The organism is Klebsiella grimontii (genome assembly GCF_042137965.1).
Lineage (GTDB): Bacteria > Pseudomonadota > Gammaproteobacteria > Enterobacterales > Enterobacteriaceae > Klebsiella > Klebsiella grimontii.
Genome location: NZ_CP169721.1, coordinates 1930967 through 1946727 on the forward strand (window position 1 = coordinate 1930967; position 15761 = coordinate 1946727).

Below are 15761 nucleotides of genomic sequence, written 5' to 3' on the forward strand. Positions count from 1 at the left end.
ACGGGACAGTGAGTGGGCAATCACGCAGACTTCAGCCACGGAGCGGTCAGTTCGTTCCACGCCGGGTTGTTCAGGGTCATATCCATATCGCGGGCGAAAATGGCGAAACCATCGTAGCCGTGGTACGGGCCGGAATAGTCCCACGAGTGCATCTGGCGGAACGGCACGCCCATTTTCTGGAAGATATATTTTTCCTTGATGCCGGAGCCGATAAGGTCGGGCTTCAGCGCCTTGACGAACGCTTCCAGCTCGTAGCTGCTGGCGTCATCGAACAGCAGCGTGCCCTCTTTCAGATCCGGCAGGGTGCGGTCGTAATCATCGTTATGGGCAAACTCGTAGCCGGCGGCGATGATCTCCATCCCGAGATCCTCATAGGCGCCAATAACGTGGCGCGGCCGCAGGCCGCCCATATAGAGCAGCACCTTACGCCCCTCCAGGCGCGGGCGATATTTGGCGATAATCGCCGCCATCTGCCCCTCATACCGGGCGATCACCGCTTCGGCGTTCGCGCGAATGGTATCGTCGAACTGGTCGGCGATTTTGCGCAGCGATTCGGCGATTTTGGTCGGCCCGAAGAAGTTGTACTCCATCCACGGAATCTGATGTTTCTCCTCCATATGGCGGGCGATATAGTTCATCGAACGGTAGCAGTGAACCAGGTTCAGCTTGACGAATGGGGTATTCTCCATCTCCACCAGCGTGCCGTCGCCGGACCACTGCGCGACTACCCGTAGCCCCATCTCTTCCAGCAGAATGCGCGAGGCCCAGGCGTCGCCGCCGATGTTGTAGTCGCCGATGATCGCCACATCGTAAGGGGTGGTTTCAAACGGCTGTCCTTCGCGATTGTTCAGGATCCAGTCGCGCACCACGTCGTTGGCGATATGGTGCCCCAGAGACTGCGACACGCCGCGAAAGCCTTCGCAGCGTACCGGGATCACCGGTTTATCCAGCGCCTTGCTGCTGGCGTTGGCCACCGCGCTGATATCATCGCCGATCAGCCCCACCGGGCATTCCGACTGAATGGTGATCCCTTTGGTGAGCGGGAACAGCAGCTCCATCTCTTCAATCAGCTTGCTGAGCTTTTTATCGCCGCCGAAGACGATGTCGCGCTCCTGAAAATCAGAGGTGAAGTTCAGCGTGCCGAAGCTATCGACGCCGCTGACTCCGGTGTAATAGTTGCGTCGTCCGGCGCGGGAATACTGGCCGCAGCCGACCGGTCCGTGCGAAATGTGGGCCATATCCTTGATCGGCCCAAATACCACCCCTTTGGAACCGGCGTAGGCGCAGCCGCGTACGGTCATTACGCCGGGTTGTGATTTGCGGTTAGAGATAATGCACTTGCCGACGCTCTCCATTTCCGGATCGCTGACCATCATGTGCTTTCTGCGCTCTTTTCGCGCGGTTTCCGGGAACACCTCCAGGACTTCCTGGATCAGCGCCAGATTACGTTCGCCCGTTGCGTTGGTCATCATAATTGTCCTGTGCTCAGGCCGCGTTTTCTTCGGCGGCGGTTTTGCCAATGATGCTGGTGTCTTCCTCTTCCATGATGCCGAACTCCATCAGCAGCGATTCCAGCTCATCCATGGTGCAGGGCGTCGGCACCACTTTCATGGTGTTGTTGACGATCTTCTGCGCCAGGGTGCGGTATTCGTTGGCCTGTTTACAGGCGGGGTCGTACTCGATAACCGTCATGCGGCGGATCTCCGCGCGCTGCACGATGTTGTCGCGGGGCACAAAGTGGATCATCTGGGTACCGAGCTTTTCCGCCAGGGCAATAATCAGTTCGTCTTCACGGTCGGTCTGACGTGAGTTACAGATCAGGCCGCCGAGGCGCACCTTGCCGGATTTGGCGTATTTAACGATCCCTTTGGAGATATTGTTGGCCGCGTACATCGCCATCATTTCGCCGGAGCAGACGATGTAGATCTCCTGGGCTTTGTTTTCGCGGATCGGCATGGCGAAGCCGCCGCAGACCACGTCGCCGAGCACGTCATAGAACACGAAATCGAGATCGTCCTCGTAGGCGCCTTCTTCTTCAAGAAAGTTGATCGCCGTGATCACGCCGCGTCCCGCGCAGCCGACGCCTGGCTCCGGGCCGCCGGATTCCGCGCAGCGCACGTCGCCGTAGCCAATTTGCAGCACGTCTTCGAGTTCGAGGTCCTCGACCGAGCCGACTTCCGCGGCCATCTCCATAATGGTGTTCTGTGCTTTGGCGTGCAGGATCAGACGGGTGGAGTCCGCCTTCGGATCGCAGCCGACGATCATCACTTTCTTACCCATCTCCGCCAGCGCGGCGACGAGGTTCTGTGTGGTGGTGGATTTACCGATACCGCCTTTACCGTAAATAGCGCATTGACGCATGGTCATGGTGACTTCTCCTGTTGTTGAGTGTTTGCCAGCAGAGAAGTGCAGGGAACATACCAGCCGTGCCTGTTTATGTATTCTTATGATTTTTATGAAGTTAGTTATTTGTCGCCGCGCAGGACGTAAAACAAAACGGCACAATAAGGCGACCAAATGTGGGAAACAGAACAATTGCGCCTGCCGGGGCCATGGTGGCGCTTTGTCGCCTGTTCAACAGCTTGTCGCCCCCTGTGTCTTATTCCACGCAATCTCTTGGCGCGCTGCGCGGCGACTCTCTTCATAACGCGTTGAATTCGCGCTAACTCTTCTGTCATCCGCGAGCTGGCACAGGCTGTGCTTGAGGCAACAACTGGGTTTGCCGCTTATTTGAGGCGGCGAAGATGCCTCTCACCTTCGAGGATTGAACAATGTCCGGAAAAATGAAAACAATGGATGGCAACGCCGCGGCGGCCTGGATCTCTTATGCCTTTACCGAGGTCGCGGCGATTTACCCCATAACCCCCTCCACGCCGATGGCGGAAAACGTCGACGAGTGGGCGGCGCAGGGGAAAAAGAACCTTTTTGGCCAGCCGGTGCGCTTAATGGAGATGCAGTCGGAGGCCGGTGCGGCAGGCGCGGTTCACGGCGCGCTGCAGGCCGGGGCGCTCACCACCACCTATACGGCCTCCCAGGGGCTGCTGCTGATGATCCCCAACATGTACAAAATCGCCGGTGAACTGCTGCCGGGCGTCTTTCACGTCAGCGCCCGGGCGCTGGCGACCAATTCGCTGAATATTTTTGGCGATCACCAGGATGTGATGGCGGTGCGCCAGACCGGCTGCGCGATGCTGGCGGAGAATAACGTGCAGCAGGTGATGGATTTGTCGGCGGTGGCGCATCTGGCGGCGATTAAGGGACGCATCCCGTTTGTTAACTTCTTCGACGGTTTTCGCACCTCGCACGAAATTCAAAAAATCGAGGTGCTGGAATATGAGCAGCTGGCGACGCTGCTGGACCGGCCCGCGCTCGACAGCTTCCGCCGTAACGCGCTGCATCCGGATCATCCGGTCATCCGCGGAACGGCGCAGAACCCGGATATCTACTTCCAGGAGCGGGAGGCGGGCAACCGTTTTTATCAGGCGCTGCCCGACATTGTCGAAAGCTATATGGCGCAAATCAGCGCGCTCACCGGCCGGGAGTACCATCTGTTTAACTATACCGGCGCGGCGGATGCCGAACGGGTGATTATCGCAATGGGATCGGTCTGCGATACCGTTCAGGAAGTGGTGGATACGCTGAACGCGGCGGGAGAGAAGGTCGGGCTGCTCAGCGTGCATCTGTTTCGTCCTTTTTCGCTGGCCCACTTCTTCGCCCAGCTGCCGAAAACCGTGCAGCGGATTGCCGTCCTTGACCGTACCAAAGAGCCCGGCGCTCAGGCTGAACCGCTGTGCCTGGATGTGAAAAACGCCTTCTACCACCACGACGATGCGCCGCTAATCGTCGGCGGCCGCTATGCGCTTGGCGGGAAGGATGTTCTGCCCAACGATATCGCGGCCGTCTTTGATAACCTCAATAAACCGCTGCCGATGGACGGGTTTACCCTCGGGATTGTCGATGATGTAACCTTTACTTCGTTACCGCCGCGCCAGCAGACGCTGGCGGTCTCGCATGACGGCATCACCGCCTGTAAATTTTGGGGCATGGGCTCGGACGGCACCGTCGGGGCCAATAAAAGCGCGATCAAAATTATCGGCGATAAAACGCCGCTCTACGCGCAGGCCTACTTTTCTTATGACTCGAAAAAATCCGGCGGCATTACCGTTTCACATTTACGCTTCGGCGACCGGCCGATCAATTCGCCCTACCTGATCCATCGGGCCGATTTTATCTCCTGTTCGCAGCAGTCCTACGTTGAGCGCTACGATCTGCTGGACGGATTAAAGCCGGGCGGGACCTTTTTACTCAACTGCAGCTGGTCCGATGCGGAGCTGGAGCAGCATCTGCCGGTCAGCTTCAAACGCTATCTGGCGCGGGAAAATATCCATTTTTATACCCTGAACGCCGTGGATATCGCCCGCGAGCTCGGGCTGGGCGGGCGCTTTAATATGCTGATGCAGGCGGCGTTCTTTAAGCTGGCGGCGATTATCGACCCGCAGACCGCGGCGGATTACCTCAAGCAGGCGGTTGAAAAAAGCTACGGCAGCAAAGGGGCGGCGGTGATTGAGATGAACCAGCGGGCGATCGAGCTGGGCATGGCCTCGCTGCATCAGGTGACGATTCCGGCGCACTGGGCGACGCTGGATGAGCCCGCGGCGCAAGCATCAGCCATGATGCCGGATTTCATCCGCGATATTCTGCAGCCGATGAACCGCCAGTGCGGCGACCAGCTGCCGGTGAGCGCGTTTGTCGGTATGGAGGACGGGACGTTTCCTTCGGGCACCGCCGCGTGGGAGAAACGCGGGATCGCGCTGGAAGTGCCGGTCTGGCAGCCGGAGGGCTGCACGCAGTGTAACCAGTGCGCCTTTATCTGCCCGCATGCGGCGATCCGCCCGGCGCTGCTCAACGGCGAAGAGCATGACGCCGCGCCGGTTGGGCTGCTGAGCAAACCCGCGCAGGGAGCGAAGGAGTATCACTACCATCTGGCTATCTCGCCGTTGGATTGTTCCGGCTGCGGCAACTGCGTGGATATCTGTCCCGCGCGCGGCAAGGCGTTAAAAATGCAGTCTCTCGATAGCCAGCGTCAGATGGCGCCGGTCTGGGACTATGCGCTGGCGCTGACGCCGAAGAGCAATCCGTTTCGTAAGACGACGGTCAAAGGCAGCCAGTTTGAAACCCCGCTGCTGGAGTTTTCCGGCGCCTGCGCGGGATGCGGTGAAACGCCTTATGCCCGCCTGATAACCCAGCTGTTTGGCGACCGGATGCTGATCGCTAACGCCACCGGCTGCTCTTCTATCTGGGGAGCCAGCGCGCCGTCGATTCCCTATACCACCAACCACCGCGGCCACGGCCCGGCATGGGCGAACTCGCTGTTTGAGGATAATGCGGAGTTTGGCCTCGGCATGATGCTCGGCGGTCAGGCGGTGCGTCAACAAATCGCCGATGATATGACCGCCGCGCTGGCGCTAGCTGTCAGCGACGAACTTAGCGACGCAATGCGCCAGTGGCTGGCGAAGCAGGATGAAGGCGAGGGCACCCGCGAGCGCGCGGACCGGCTCAGCGAACGGCTGGCGGCGGAAAAAGAGGGCGTGCCGCTGCTGGAGCAGCTGTGGCAGAACCGCGACTATTTTGTTCGTCGTTCGCAGTGGATTTTCGGCGGCGACGGCTGGGCCTACGATATCGGCTTCGGCGGTCTCGATCACGTGCTGGCGAGCGGGGAAGACGTCAATATTCTGGTATTTGACACCGAGGTTTACTCCAATACCGGCGGCCAGTCGTCTAAATCGACCCCGGTGGCGGCCATCGCGAAGTTTGCCGCGCAGGGCAAACGCACGCGGAAAAAAGATCTCGGCATGATGGCGATGAGCTACGGCAATGTGTACGTGGCCCAGGTCGCGATGGGCGCTGATAAAGATCAGACCCTACGGGCGATCGCCGAGGCCGAAGCCTGGCCGGGACCGTCGCTGGTGATTGCCTACGCCGCCTGCATTAACCACGGGCTGAAAGCCGGTATGCGCTGCAGCCAGCGCGAGGCGAAACGGGCGGTTGAGGCGGGATACTGGCACCTGTGGCGCTATCATCCGCAGCGGGAAGCGGAAGGTAAGACGCCGTTTATGCTCGATTCCGAAGAGCCGGAGGAGAGCTTCCGCGACTTTTTGCTTGGCGAAGTGCGCTACGCCTCGCTGCACAAAACGACGCCGCATCTGGCGGATGCGCTCTTTAGCCGAACCGAGGAGGACGCGCGGGCCCGCTTTGCCCAGTATCGGCGGCTGGCCGGCGAGGAGTAGCGGGCCTTTAGTTCTCCTGCTGCATGACCTTAAGCAGCGTATCCAGCAGGCCGGGAAAGCGCGCGTCTAAATCTTCCCGGCGCAGCGAAATCAAGTTCTCCCGCCCCTGTGGGCGCTGCCAGATCACACCGCTGTCGCGCAGGACGCGCCAGTGGTGGGTCATGGTCGACTTCGCCACATCTTCGTGACGCAGGGCGTTACAGCTCTGCTCGCTTCCGTCGGCAAGGATGCGGATAATCTCAAGCCGTAGCGGGTTACCGAGGGCGAAAAGGACATTTTCGAGGCGAATTTGTTCACGTTCGGGGTGATTGGCGATCATACTATTCCTGTGTCGGCGGTTGCGCTGCCTTACGAGCAGCGGCCCGTATCGGCGGCTGGCCGGTAATATACCCAAACTGCTTTTCTAAAGCCACGCGCGTCGTCGCAGCTTCACCAATAGTAACGATAGCAAAAATAGTTCGAATATACTCGTACAGTTGTACTATGATAGATGCCGTTATATGAACGGCGGCCAATTCCGGCCGCCTGCTGACAGTCAAAATGACTAAGGACGCATCATGCCCCGACCCATCCCCCTCGAACGTTATCGCAACATCGGTATCTCCGCGCATATCGATGCCGGCAAAACCACCACCACCGAGCGCATCCTGTTTTATACCGGGATGAGTCACAAGCTGGGGGAAGTACACGATGGCGCGGCAACCACCGACTGGATGGCGCAGGAGCAGGAGCGCGGGATCACCATTACCTCCGCGGCGGTGAGCTGCTTCTGGCCCGGTATGGACCGCAGCTTCGAGCCGCACAGGATTAACATCATCGATACCCCAGGGCACGTGGATTTTACCATCGAAGTGGAACGCTCCATGCGCGTCCTGGACGGCGCGGTGATGGTTTACGACTCCGTCGGCGGCGTGCAGCCGCAGTCGGAAACGGTCTGGCGGCAGGCGAATAAATACCACGTCCCGCGGCTGGCCTTCGTCAACAAGATGGACCGCCCCGGCGCGGATTTTTTCCGCGTGGTGCAGATGATGACCGATCGCCTGAAGGCCAATCCGGTACCGATTGTGATCCCGGTTGGCGCCGAAGAGCACTTTACCGGGGTGGTGGATCTCATCAAAATGCGCGCCATTTTGTGGGACGACGCCACCCAGGGGATGACCTTCAGCTATGCGCCGGTGCCTGACGATCTCGTGGAAACCGCCCGGCTGTGGAGAGAGAAAATGGTCTCGGCGGCGGCGGAAGCCAGCGACGAACTGATGGATAAGTATCTCGAAACCGGCGAGTTGAGCGAGGCGGAAATCGTTGCCGGACTGCGCCAGCGTACGGTGAAGGGCGAAATCCAGGCGGTGCTGTGCGGCAGCGCGTTTAAAAACAAAGGCGTGCAGCGGATGCTCGATGCGGTGGTTGAGCTGATGCCGTCGCCGCTGGATATCCCGGCGATTCAGGGCGTGGATGAGAAAGGGCAACCTGCTGAACGTCACCCGAACGACGACGAACCGTTCTCGGCGCTGGCCTTCAAGCTGATGACCGACCCCTATGTCGGACAGCTGACCTTTATCCGCGTCTATTCCGGGACGTTGAAAAAAGGCGATGCGGTGTGGAATCCGGTGAAAGGCAAGAAAGAACGCATCGGACGCATCGTGCTGATGCAGGCCAACGATCGCCATGAGGTGGACGAACTGCACGCCGGGGATATTGCCGCCTGCGTCGGCCTGAAGGATGTCACTACCGGCGACACGCTGTGCGCCCCGGATGCGGTGATTACCCTCGAACGGATGGAGTTTCCGGAGCCGGTGATTTCGCTGGCGATTGAACCGAAAACCAAAGCCGACCAGGAGAAAATGGGTATCGCCCTGCAGCGGCTGGCGGCGGAAGATCCGTCGTTTCGTCTGCATACTGACGAGGAGTCCGGCCAGACGATCATTTCCGGGATGGGCGAGCTGCATCTGGAGATTATCGTCGACCGCATGAAGCGCGAGTTTGGCGTTGAGGCGAATATCGGGCGTCCGCAGGTGACCTATCGCGAGACGATCCGCAAAACGGTCAAAGAGGTGGAAGGCAAGTTTGTCCGCCAGTCCGGCGGTAAAGGGCAGTACGGCCACGTGGTGCTGACCCTTGAACCGCTGGAGCCGGGGAGCGGTTTCGTGTTTGAAGACGCGACCAAAGGCGGCGTGGTGCCGCGCGAGTACATCCCTTCGGTGGAAAAAGGGCTGCGCGAAGCGATGGGCACTGGCGTGCTGGCGGGCTATCCGGTGGTGGATATCAAGGCGACACTGACGTTTGGTTCGTATCATGACGTCGACTCGTCGGAGATGGCTTTCCGCATGGCGGCGATATTTGGCTTCAAGGAAGGGGCGCGCAGGGCCGACCCGGTTATTCTTGAACCGGTGATGCACGTGGAAGTGGAGACCCCGGAAGAGTACGCCGGGAATATCATGGGCGATCTCTCTTCCCGTCGCGGAATGGTGCAGGGGATGGAGGAGCGGTTCGGCAGCCAGATTATCCGCGCCGACGTGCCGCTGGCCGAGATGTTTGGCTATTCCACCACGCTGCGTTCAATGTCCCAGGGCCGGGCGACCTACAGTATGGAGTTCCACCATTACGCGGAAGCCCCGCGCAACGTGGCAGAGGCGATTATCGCCAGCCGCGCCAAAGGCTAAGCAACGTTTTCCGGAGGCGATGCTGCGCATCTGTCCGGGCTACAAAACCTGCGGGCTTGTAGCCCGGACAGGCGCAACGCGCCGCCTCCGGGAATTTCTGCCAATCAAACAATATCCTGCGCGTACTGCCACAGCGCCTTCAGCTGCGCCAGCTTCTCTTTATCATCCGCATACTGCTGATACAGCATCTGCAGCTCATCGGCGTAGGCCTGCAAAAACTCAGGCGTAAATACCTGGCGACGGTGCTCTAACCAGCGCTGCTGCTCGGCTTCATCGAGCGTGCCGGGGTAGTTGCGCGCGCGATAGTTGAACAGCAGGCGCTCAATACGCTTATCGGCGAAGGTAATATCCAGCGCCGGCAGGTTGCGCGGCTCGGTTTCGAGCACGATTTTCATCGCCGCGCGGTCGGCATCGCTGAAAAAGCCGTTATACAACTGCGCATCGACGTTATCGGAAGGCACAAACGGCTCCGCTTCGGCAAAAATCGCCACCACTTTCTCACGCACCTGCGGATTGGCCCGCAGCAGCTGAGCGTTATCCAGACAGCGCTGGATATTGATGCCCAGCCGGTCGGCATCCTGCGGACGCAGGGTGTTTTGCTGCGCCAGCACCGGGCATTTATTGAGGTGGACCAGCTTAATCGGCACCGCGGGCAGGTCGCCCAGCTCGCTTTTCGGCGTATACAGCCGCTCGCGCAGGGTGTCGGCATCCAGCTCCAGCAGGGGAGCGATATCTCCGGCCAGGTCGACCATAATCACCGCGTTACGGTTGTCCGGGTGCCACGCCAGCGGGGCCACCAGGCTGGTGTTACCGCGCGCTGCGCCGAACATGCCGGAAACATGCACCAGCGGCTTGATTTGCGGCACGTCGATCAGCGTCGCCAGCTTGCGCTTATTGCGGTGGGCGTAGAGATAGTCAAACAGGCGCGGCTGCTGGGTTTTCACCAGCTTTGCCATCGCGATGGTGGCGTAAACGTCGGCCATCGCGTCGTGGGCGTTGCTGTGCTCAATGCCGTTGGCGACGGTCAGATGCTCGAGGCGGAAGCTCGGTAAGCCCTCTTCGTTTTCCGGCCAGTTGATCCCTTCCGGGCGCAGCGCGTAGCAGGCGCGCATCACATCCAGCAGATCCCAACGGGAGTTGTCGTGCTGCCAGCTCCAGGCGTAAGGATCGTAAAAATTGCGATAAAAGATATTGCGCGTCACTTCGTCATCGAAGCGCACGTTGTTGTAGCCGACGATGCAGGTTTTTGGCACCGTGAACAGATCGTGAACGCGACGGGCAAAGGCGGCTTCGCTGTCGCCCTTGGCGTTCGCCTCCTGCGGCGTGATCCCGGTAACCATAACCGCCTGCGGCTGCGGCAGATAGTCATCGGCGATCCTGCAGTAGAAGACTTCGGGTTCGCCGACGATATTGAGGTCTTCATCGGTGCGGATGGCGGCAAACTGCGACGGTCGGTCGAGCGAAGGACTGGTGCCGAAGGTCTCGTAATCGTGAAACAAAAATCCGGGCTGGTTGGCGCTATCTTGCATAATCTGTTCATTATCCCTGGTGGCGAGCAGCCATCATGGTAAACGATTTGCCGGGCCATCAGAAGGGTATCGCCTTTGCCCCTTGCCGGCGGTGTCATATTTTCTTGCAATTAAACCCTGATTTGAAACGAGAAGTTCCGTAAAAAGGACGGCGAATCTGTCAATTTAGAGGATATGCCGTTGAAAGGCCGTTTGTTTATTGCTGTATCTTTGCTCGCTGCGAGCGTTTCCTGCGCATTTGCCGCCAATGATTTTCCCGTCAACGTGACGCCTCCTTCTATTCAGGCCGGTTCCTGGGTGCTGATGGATTACACCACCGGCCAGATCCTGACCGCCGGTAACGAGCATCAGCAGCGCAATCCCGCCAGCCTGACCAAACTGATGACCGGCTACGTGGTCGATCGCGCCATCGACAGCCACCGCATCACCTTTGACGACATCGTCACCGTCGGTAAAGACGCCTGGGCGCAGGGTAACCCGGTCTTTAACGGCTCTTCGCTGATGTTCCTTAAGCCCGGCGATCGGGTCAGCGTACGCGACTTAAGCCGCGGGCTGATCGTTGACTCCGGCAACGATGCCTGCGTGGCGCTGGCGGACTACGTCGCCGGCGGCCAGCCGCAGTTCGTCGCGCTGATGAACAGCTACGTGGAAAAACTGCATTTGCAGGATACCCATTTTGAAACCGTCCACGGCCTGGACGCGCCGGGGCAGCACAGTTCGGCCTACGATCTCGCTGTGCTCTCGCGGGCGATTATTCACGGCGAGCCGGACGTCTACCATATGTACAGTCAGAAGAGCCTGACGTGGAACGGCATTACCCAGCAGAACCGCAACGGCCTGCTGTGGGATAAGACCATGAACGTCGATGGTCTGAAGACCGGCCACACTTCCGGCGCCGGCTTCAACCTGATTGCCTCCGCGGTGGACGGCCAGCGTCGGCTGATTGCGGTGGTGATGGGAGCCGACAGCCCGAAAGGGCGCGAACAGCAGGCGGCGAAGCTGCTGCACTGGGGCCAGCAAAACTTCGATACCGTCCAGGTCCTGCAGGATGGCAAGCAGGTCGGCGTTGAGCGAATCTGGTATGGCGATAAAGAGCAGATTAAGCTGGGGACCGATCAGGATTTCTGGCTAGCGCTGCCGAAGTCGGAAGTCGCGCGCATTAAGGCCAAATACGTGCTGGATAACAAAGTGCTGGAAGCGCCGATTGCCGCCCATCAGCGGGTGGGAGAAATCTCCCTGTACGATGGTGATAAAGTGGTGGCCCACTGGCCGCTGGTGACGCTGGAAAGCGTTGGCAAGGGCGGCATGCTGTCGCGCTTTAGCGATTATCTGCATCAAAAACTGTAACTGTCGCGCCGCTCCGCCCGGAGCGGCATCTCGTAGCTGTTTGATTATTATGCCGCTTCGGTTGGCGCTTCGTTTACTTTCACTCCATTACCTTACCCGGTCACCCTTCAGGAAAAAGCCTGGCGTTTGTGCGCCATAAATGGAGCTGGGAAGATGAAATACTTTGCGCGTAGTGCGCTTTCTCTGGGACTTTTCGCCGTTTTTAGCACCGCCAGTTTTGCCTCTGGCCTCGTTCTGGCCGATAACGAATTTCGCAATGATTTAGCCTGGTTATCCGACCGCGGAACCCTCGCGTTAAGCCTGTCGACCTGGCCTCTGAGCGAGGAGGAGATTAACCGCGCGTTGGCCAACGCGCATCCGACAACCTCCGCAGAGCGGGGGGTTCTGAGTCGTGTAAATCAGCGTTTAAGGGCGCTGAAAGCCGACGTGCGCGTTACCGGTTACAGTTCCACTGATAAGCCGGGAACCCCGCAGGGGTTTGCCCAGTCCTATCCCGCCGACCAGTCGCTTTCTCTCGCCCTGAACAACAGCGGCGAAGGGTGGGATCTGCATCTACAGGGCAATGTTGAAGGCGACAAGCGCATCAGCAACGGTTCGAGCGTGAACGCCAACGGCGCATACGGCGCGGTAAAGCTGTGGAATCAGTGGCTTGCGTTCGGGCAAATTCCGCAGTGGTGGGGGCCGGGCTACGAGGGCAGCCTGATTCGCTCCGATGCCGCGCGGCCGATGACCGGTTTTCTGCTGCAGCGCGCCGAACAGCGCGCGCCGGAAACCTCGTGGCTGAGCTGGATTGGCCCCTGGCAGTATCAGCTTTCCGCCAGTCAGATGAGCCAGTATGCCGCCGTACCGCATACCAAAATCTTCGGCGGCCGCCTGACGTTTTCGCCAATCTCCTCGCTGGAGCTGGGGGCCTCACGCATCATGCAATGGGGCGGCGAAGGGCGACCTTCATCATTCAGCAGCTTCTGGGACGGTCTGACCGGCAATGACAACACCGGCGAATCGGCCGACGATCCCGGCAACCAGCTGGCCGGTTTTGATTTCAAGCTGAAGCTGGCGCCCGCTCTGGGCTGGCCGGTGAGCATTTACGGCCAGATGATCGGCGAGGACGAAGCCGGATATTTACCCTCGGCGCACCTCTATCTTGGCGGCGTGGAAGGGCATCACCAATGGAATAGCAATGCGGTTAACTGGTATCTGGAAGCCCACGATACCCGTTCGAACATGGGGCGCACCAACTACATCTATAACCACTTCATCTATAAAGACGGCTACTACCAGCAGGGCTATCCGCTGGGCGACGCGATGGGCGGCGATGGGCGTCTGTATGCCGGTAAGGTAGAGCTGGTAACCGAAGAGAACCATCGCTGGAGCGCGCGGCTGGTCTACGCAGAGGTCAATCCGAAGAACCAGCGAATCAATAAAGCCTTCCCGCGCGCCGATACGCTGAAGGGCGTGCAGCTGGGCTGGAGCGGCGATGTGATGCCGACGGTACGTCTGAATACCTCCGTGTGGTACACCGACGCCAACCACAGCGCCAGCGACGATGTCGGGGCCAGCATCGGCGTCGAGCTGCCGTTCATTTTATAACCGGATGGCGCCGGTTTTTTTACTCTTCTTGCCGCGCGGATTTGTGAATTGCCGCACATACTATGGCTGATAGTACTGCTAATTTATGTGTATATATATACAGTATTTTATCAACGGTGGAGGCAGCATGGAATATAACGTTAAGTCCGTGGGCAAGAAGAAAATTGCCGGGTTTCATCTGGTCGGTCCCTGGGAGCAGACGGTTAAACAGGGGTTTGAACAGCTAATGATGTGGGTTGATAACAGCCAGGTTCCGGCGCAGGAGTGGGTGGCCGTTTACTACGACAATCCTGATGAGGTCCCGGCGGAAAAGCTGCGCTGCGCGACCGCCGTCACGGTGGCGGAGGACTACTCAATCCCCGCCAACAGCGAAGGCGTGATGATGACCGATATCGCCGGCGGAGAGTACGCGGTTGCCCGTGCCAGAGTCGAGAATTATGACTTTGCAACGCCGTGGTATCAGTTCTTCGAGAGCCTGATGCAAAGCAAAACGCACCAGATGGCGATGAAACCCTGCTTTGAAGTCTATCTTAACGATGGTAACCAGGACGGCTACTGGGATATTGATATGTACATCGCGGTCGAGCCTGCGGTGAAGTAAATCGAACATTGTCCCTTCGCTGGACAAGGTTTATTACATTCGCGTGATGCTTGCGGCGAAAAAGCAGTTACAATTGGCCTTTTCGTTGTGTCGGAGTAGGTTGTGCGCGCGGATAAATCACTTAAGCCATTTGAAATTCGGCTGTATCGCCATTACCGCATCGTCCATGGCGTGCGAATAGCATTGGCCTTTGTGCTCACCTTTGTGCTGGTGCGCCTGCTTAACGTTCCTGAAGGCACCTGGCCTCTCATCACCCTGGTGGTGGTGATGGGGCCAATCTCCTTCTGGGGAAACGTCGTACCGCGCGCGTTTGAGCGCATCGGCGGCACGATCCTCGGCTCGGCGCTCGGGCTGGTGGCGCTTAAGCTGGAGCTCATCTCGCTGCCTATCATGCTGCTGTGGTGCGCGGTGGCGATGTTCCTCTGCGGCTGGCTGGCGCTGGGCAAAAAGCCTTACCAGGCGCTGCTGATCGGCATCACCCTGGCGGTGGTTGTCGGCGCGCCGCCGGGCGATATGACGACCGCGCTCTGGCGAAGCGGCGACGTTATCTTCGGTTCCCTGCTGGCGATGCTGTTCACCGGTATCTGGCCGCAGCGGGCCTTTCTGCACTGGCGCATCCAGATGGCCAGCTACGTCACCGCCTTCAACCGGCTTTATCAGGCCGGCTTCTCGCCGAACCTGGTGGAGCGTCCGCGTCTGGAAAAGCACCTGCAAAAGGTCCTCAACGACGTGGTGAAAATGCGCGGATTGATTACGCCCGCCAGCAAAGAGACGCATATCCAGAAAGCCATCTTTGAGGCGATCCAGACCGTCAGCCGTAACCTGGTGTGCATGCTGGAGCTGCAAATCAACGCTTACTGGGCATCGCGTCCCGGCCACTTCGTGATGCTTAATGCCCATACGCTGCGCGAAACCCAGCAGATGACTCAGCAAACGCTGTTGACTATCGCCCACGCCCTGTATGAGGGCAACCCGCAGCCGATCCTGGCCAACAATGAAAAGCTCAACGAAATCGTTGCCGAACTGCGCCAGCTCATCAAAGAGCAGCAGGACGACAATTTCTCCGAAACGCCCATTCATGGTTATGTCTGGTTAACTATCGAGCTGGCGCGCCAGCTCGAACTGCTGTCGCATTTGATCTGCCGGGCATTGCGTAAATAAAGACCAGACTCGCGTGGTTTTTCCATCGCTTGCTTCGATTCAGCAGCGTTTAGGGTTATGATAACGGCAAAGGAAAAAACATTGTCATCAGCGGCTGCTAACAGTTATGTTAGCCCTATGTAGCAGTCGCTTTAGCGAATCCGAATCTCAAATATTAGGGGTATAAAAATGGAAACAACTAAGCCTTCTTTCCAGGACGTACTGGAGTTTGTTCGCCTGTATCGTCGTAAGAACAAACTGCAGCGTGAAATTCAGGACGTTGAGAAAAAGATCCGTGATAACCAGAAGCGCGTCCTGCTGCTGGACAACCTGAGCGACTACATCAAGCCGGGCATGAGCGTTGAAGCTATTCAGGGCATCATTGCCAGCATGAAGAGCGATTACGAAGATCGCGTTGACGACTACATCATCAAAAACGCCGAGATCTCCAAAGAACGTCGCGACATCTCTAAAAAGCTGAAAGCAATGGGCGAAGCGAAAGTAGAAGATAAATCTGCCGAGTAATTCCCGTTTAAGCGCTCCGGCGGCGCTCGCTGCCGGAGTTCCTCTTCTTTCTCTTGCGCCATCTCGCAAATCCTTCGCAAAA

General features: G+C 58.6%; 11 protein-coding genes. 7 read left to right on the forward strand and 4 right to left on the reverse strand.

The annotated features are described in order from the left end of the window. Positions 1-20 precede the first annotated feature (20 nt). Both nifD and nifH read right to left on the reverse strand, forming a co-directional pair. Positions 21-1469 carry a nitrogenase molybdenum-iron protein alpha chain gene (gene nifD / locus ACE3MN_RS09130; RefSeq protein ID WP_004138788.1) on the reverse strand — a complete coding sequence of 483 codons (1449 nt, stop codon included), beginning with the start codon at positions 1467-1469 and terminating at the stop codon, positions 21-23. Positions 1470-1485: 16 nt separating this feature from the next. Then, positions 1486-2367, reverse strand: a complete 882-nt coding sequence (nifH, locus tag ACE3MN_RS09135; RefSeq protein ID WP_004122384.1) for a nitrogenase iron protein — start codon at positions 2365-2367, stop codon at positions 1486-1488. Between the two features lie 404 nt (positions 2368-2771). Between nifH and nifJ the strand changes: the two genes are divergently transcribed. Then, positions 2772-6287, forward strand: coding sequence for a pyruvate:ferredoxin (flavodoxin) oxidoreductase (gene nifJ / locus ACE3MN_RS09140; protein ID WP_049089502.1), 3516 nt, complete (start codon positions 2772-2774; stop codon positions 6285-6287). 7 nt (positions 6288-6294) lie between these two features. Here nifJ and ACE3MN_RS09145 read toward each other — a convergent pair whose 3' ends face one another. Next, positions 6295-6606, reverse strand: a complete 312-nt coding sequence (locus ACE3MN_RS09145; protein ID WP_004138790.1) for an ArsR/SmtB family transcription factor — start codon at positions 6604-6606, stop codon at positions 6295-6297. A 238-nt stretch (positions 6607-6844) separates the two neighbouring features. Here ACE3MN_RS09145 and fusA point away from each other — a divergent pair, with 238 nt between their 5' ends. Beyond that, positions 6845-8947, forward strand: coding sequence for an elongation factor G (gene fusA / locus ACE3MN_RS09150; RefSeq protein ID WP_049131932.1), 2103 nt, complete (start codon positions 6845-6847; stop codon positions 8945-8947). Between the two features lie 104 nt (positions 8948-9051). On the opposite strand, the gene sbcB is transcribed toward fusA, so the two are convergent. Beyond that, positions 9052-10476 carry an exodeoxyribonuclease I gene (gene sbcB, locus ACE3MN_RS09155; protein ID WP_004138792.1) on the reverse strand — a complete coding sequence of 475 codons (1425 nt, stop codon included), beginning with the start codon at positions 10474-10476 and terminating at the stop codon, positions 9052-9054. A 180-nt stretch (positions 10477-10656) separates the two neighbouring features. Here sbcB and dacD point away from each other — a divergent pair, with 180 nt between their 5' ends. From dacD to ACE3MN_RS09180, 5 genes are all read left to right on the forward strand, one after another. After that, complete coding sequence (dacD, locus tag ACE3MN_RS09160) at positions 10657-11823, forward strand: serine-type D-Ala-D-Ala carboxypeptidase DacD (RefSeq protein WP_004138794.1); 1167 nt, start codon at positions 10657-10659, stop codon at positions 11821-11823. 153 nt (positions 11824-11976) lie between these two features. Beyond that, positions 11977-13413 carry a capsule assembly Wzi family protein gene (locus tag ACE3MN_RS09165; protein WP_102650314.1) on the forward strand — a complete coding sequence of 479 codons (1437 nt, stop codon included), beginning with the start codon at positions 11977-11979 and terminating at the stop codon, positions 13411-13413. A gap of 127 nt (positions 13414-13540) precedes the next feature. Then, the gene (sbmC, locus tag ACE3MN_RS09170; protein ID WP_004138797.1) at positions 13541-14014 is read left to right on the forward strand and encodes a DNA gyrase inhibitor SbmC; all 474 of its coding nucleotides are present in this window, start codon (positions 13541-13543) and stop codon (positions 14012-14014) included. A 102-nt stretch (positions 14015-14116) separates the two neighbouring features. Continuing rightward, a complete protein-coding gene (locus ACE3MN_RS09175; protein ID WP_004138799.1) occupies positions 14117-15175 on the forward strand; it encodes an FUSC family protein in 1059 nt (352 codons plus the stop codon). A 168-nt stretch (positions 15176-15343) separates the two neighbouring features. Next, complete coding sequence (locus ACE3MN_RS09180; RefSeq protein WP_004103624.1) at positions 15344-15679, forward strand: DUF496 family protein; 336 nt, start codon at positions 15344-15346, stop codon at positions 15677-15679. Positions 15680-15761: the final 82 nt, after the last annotated feature.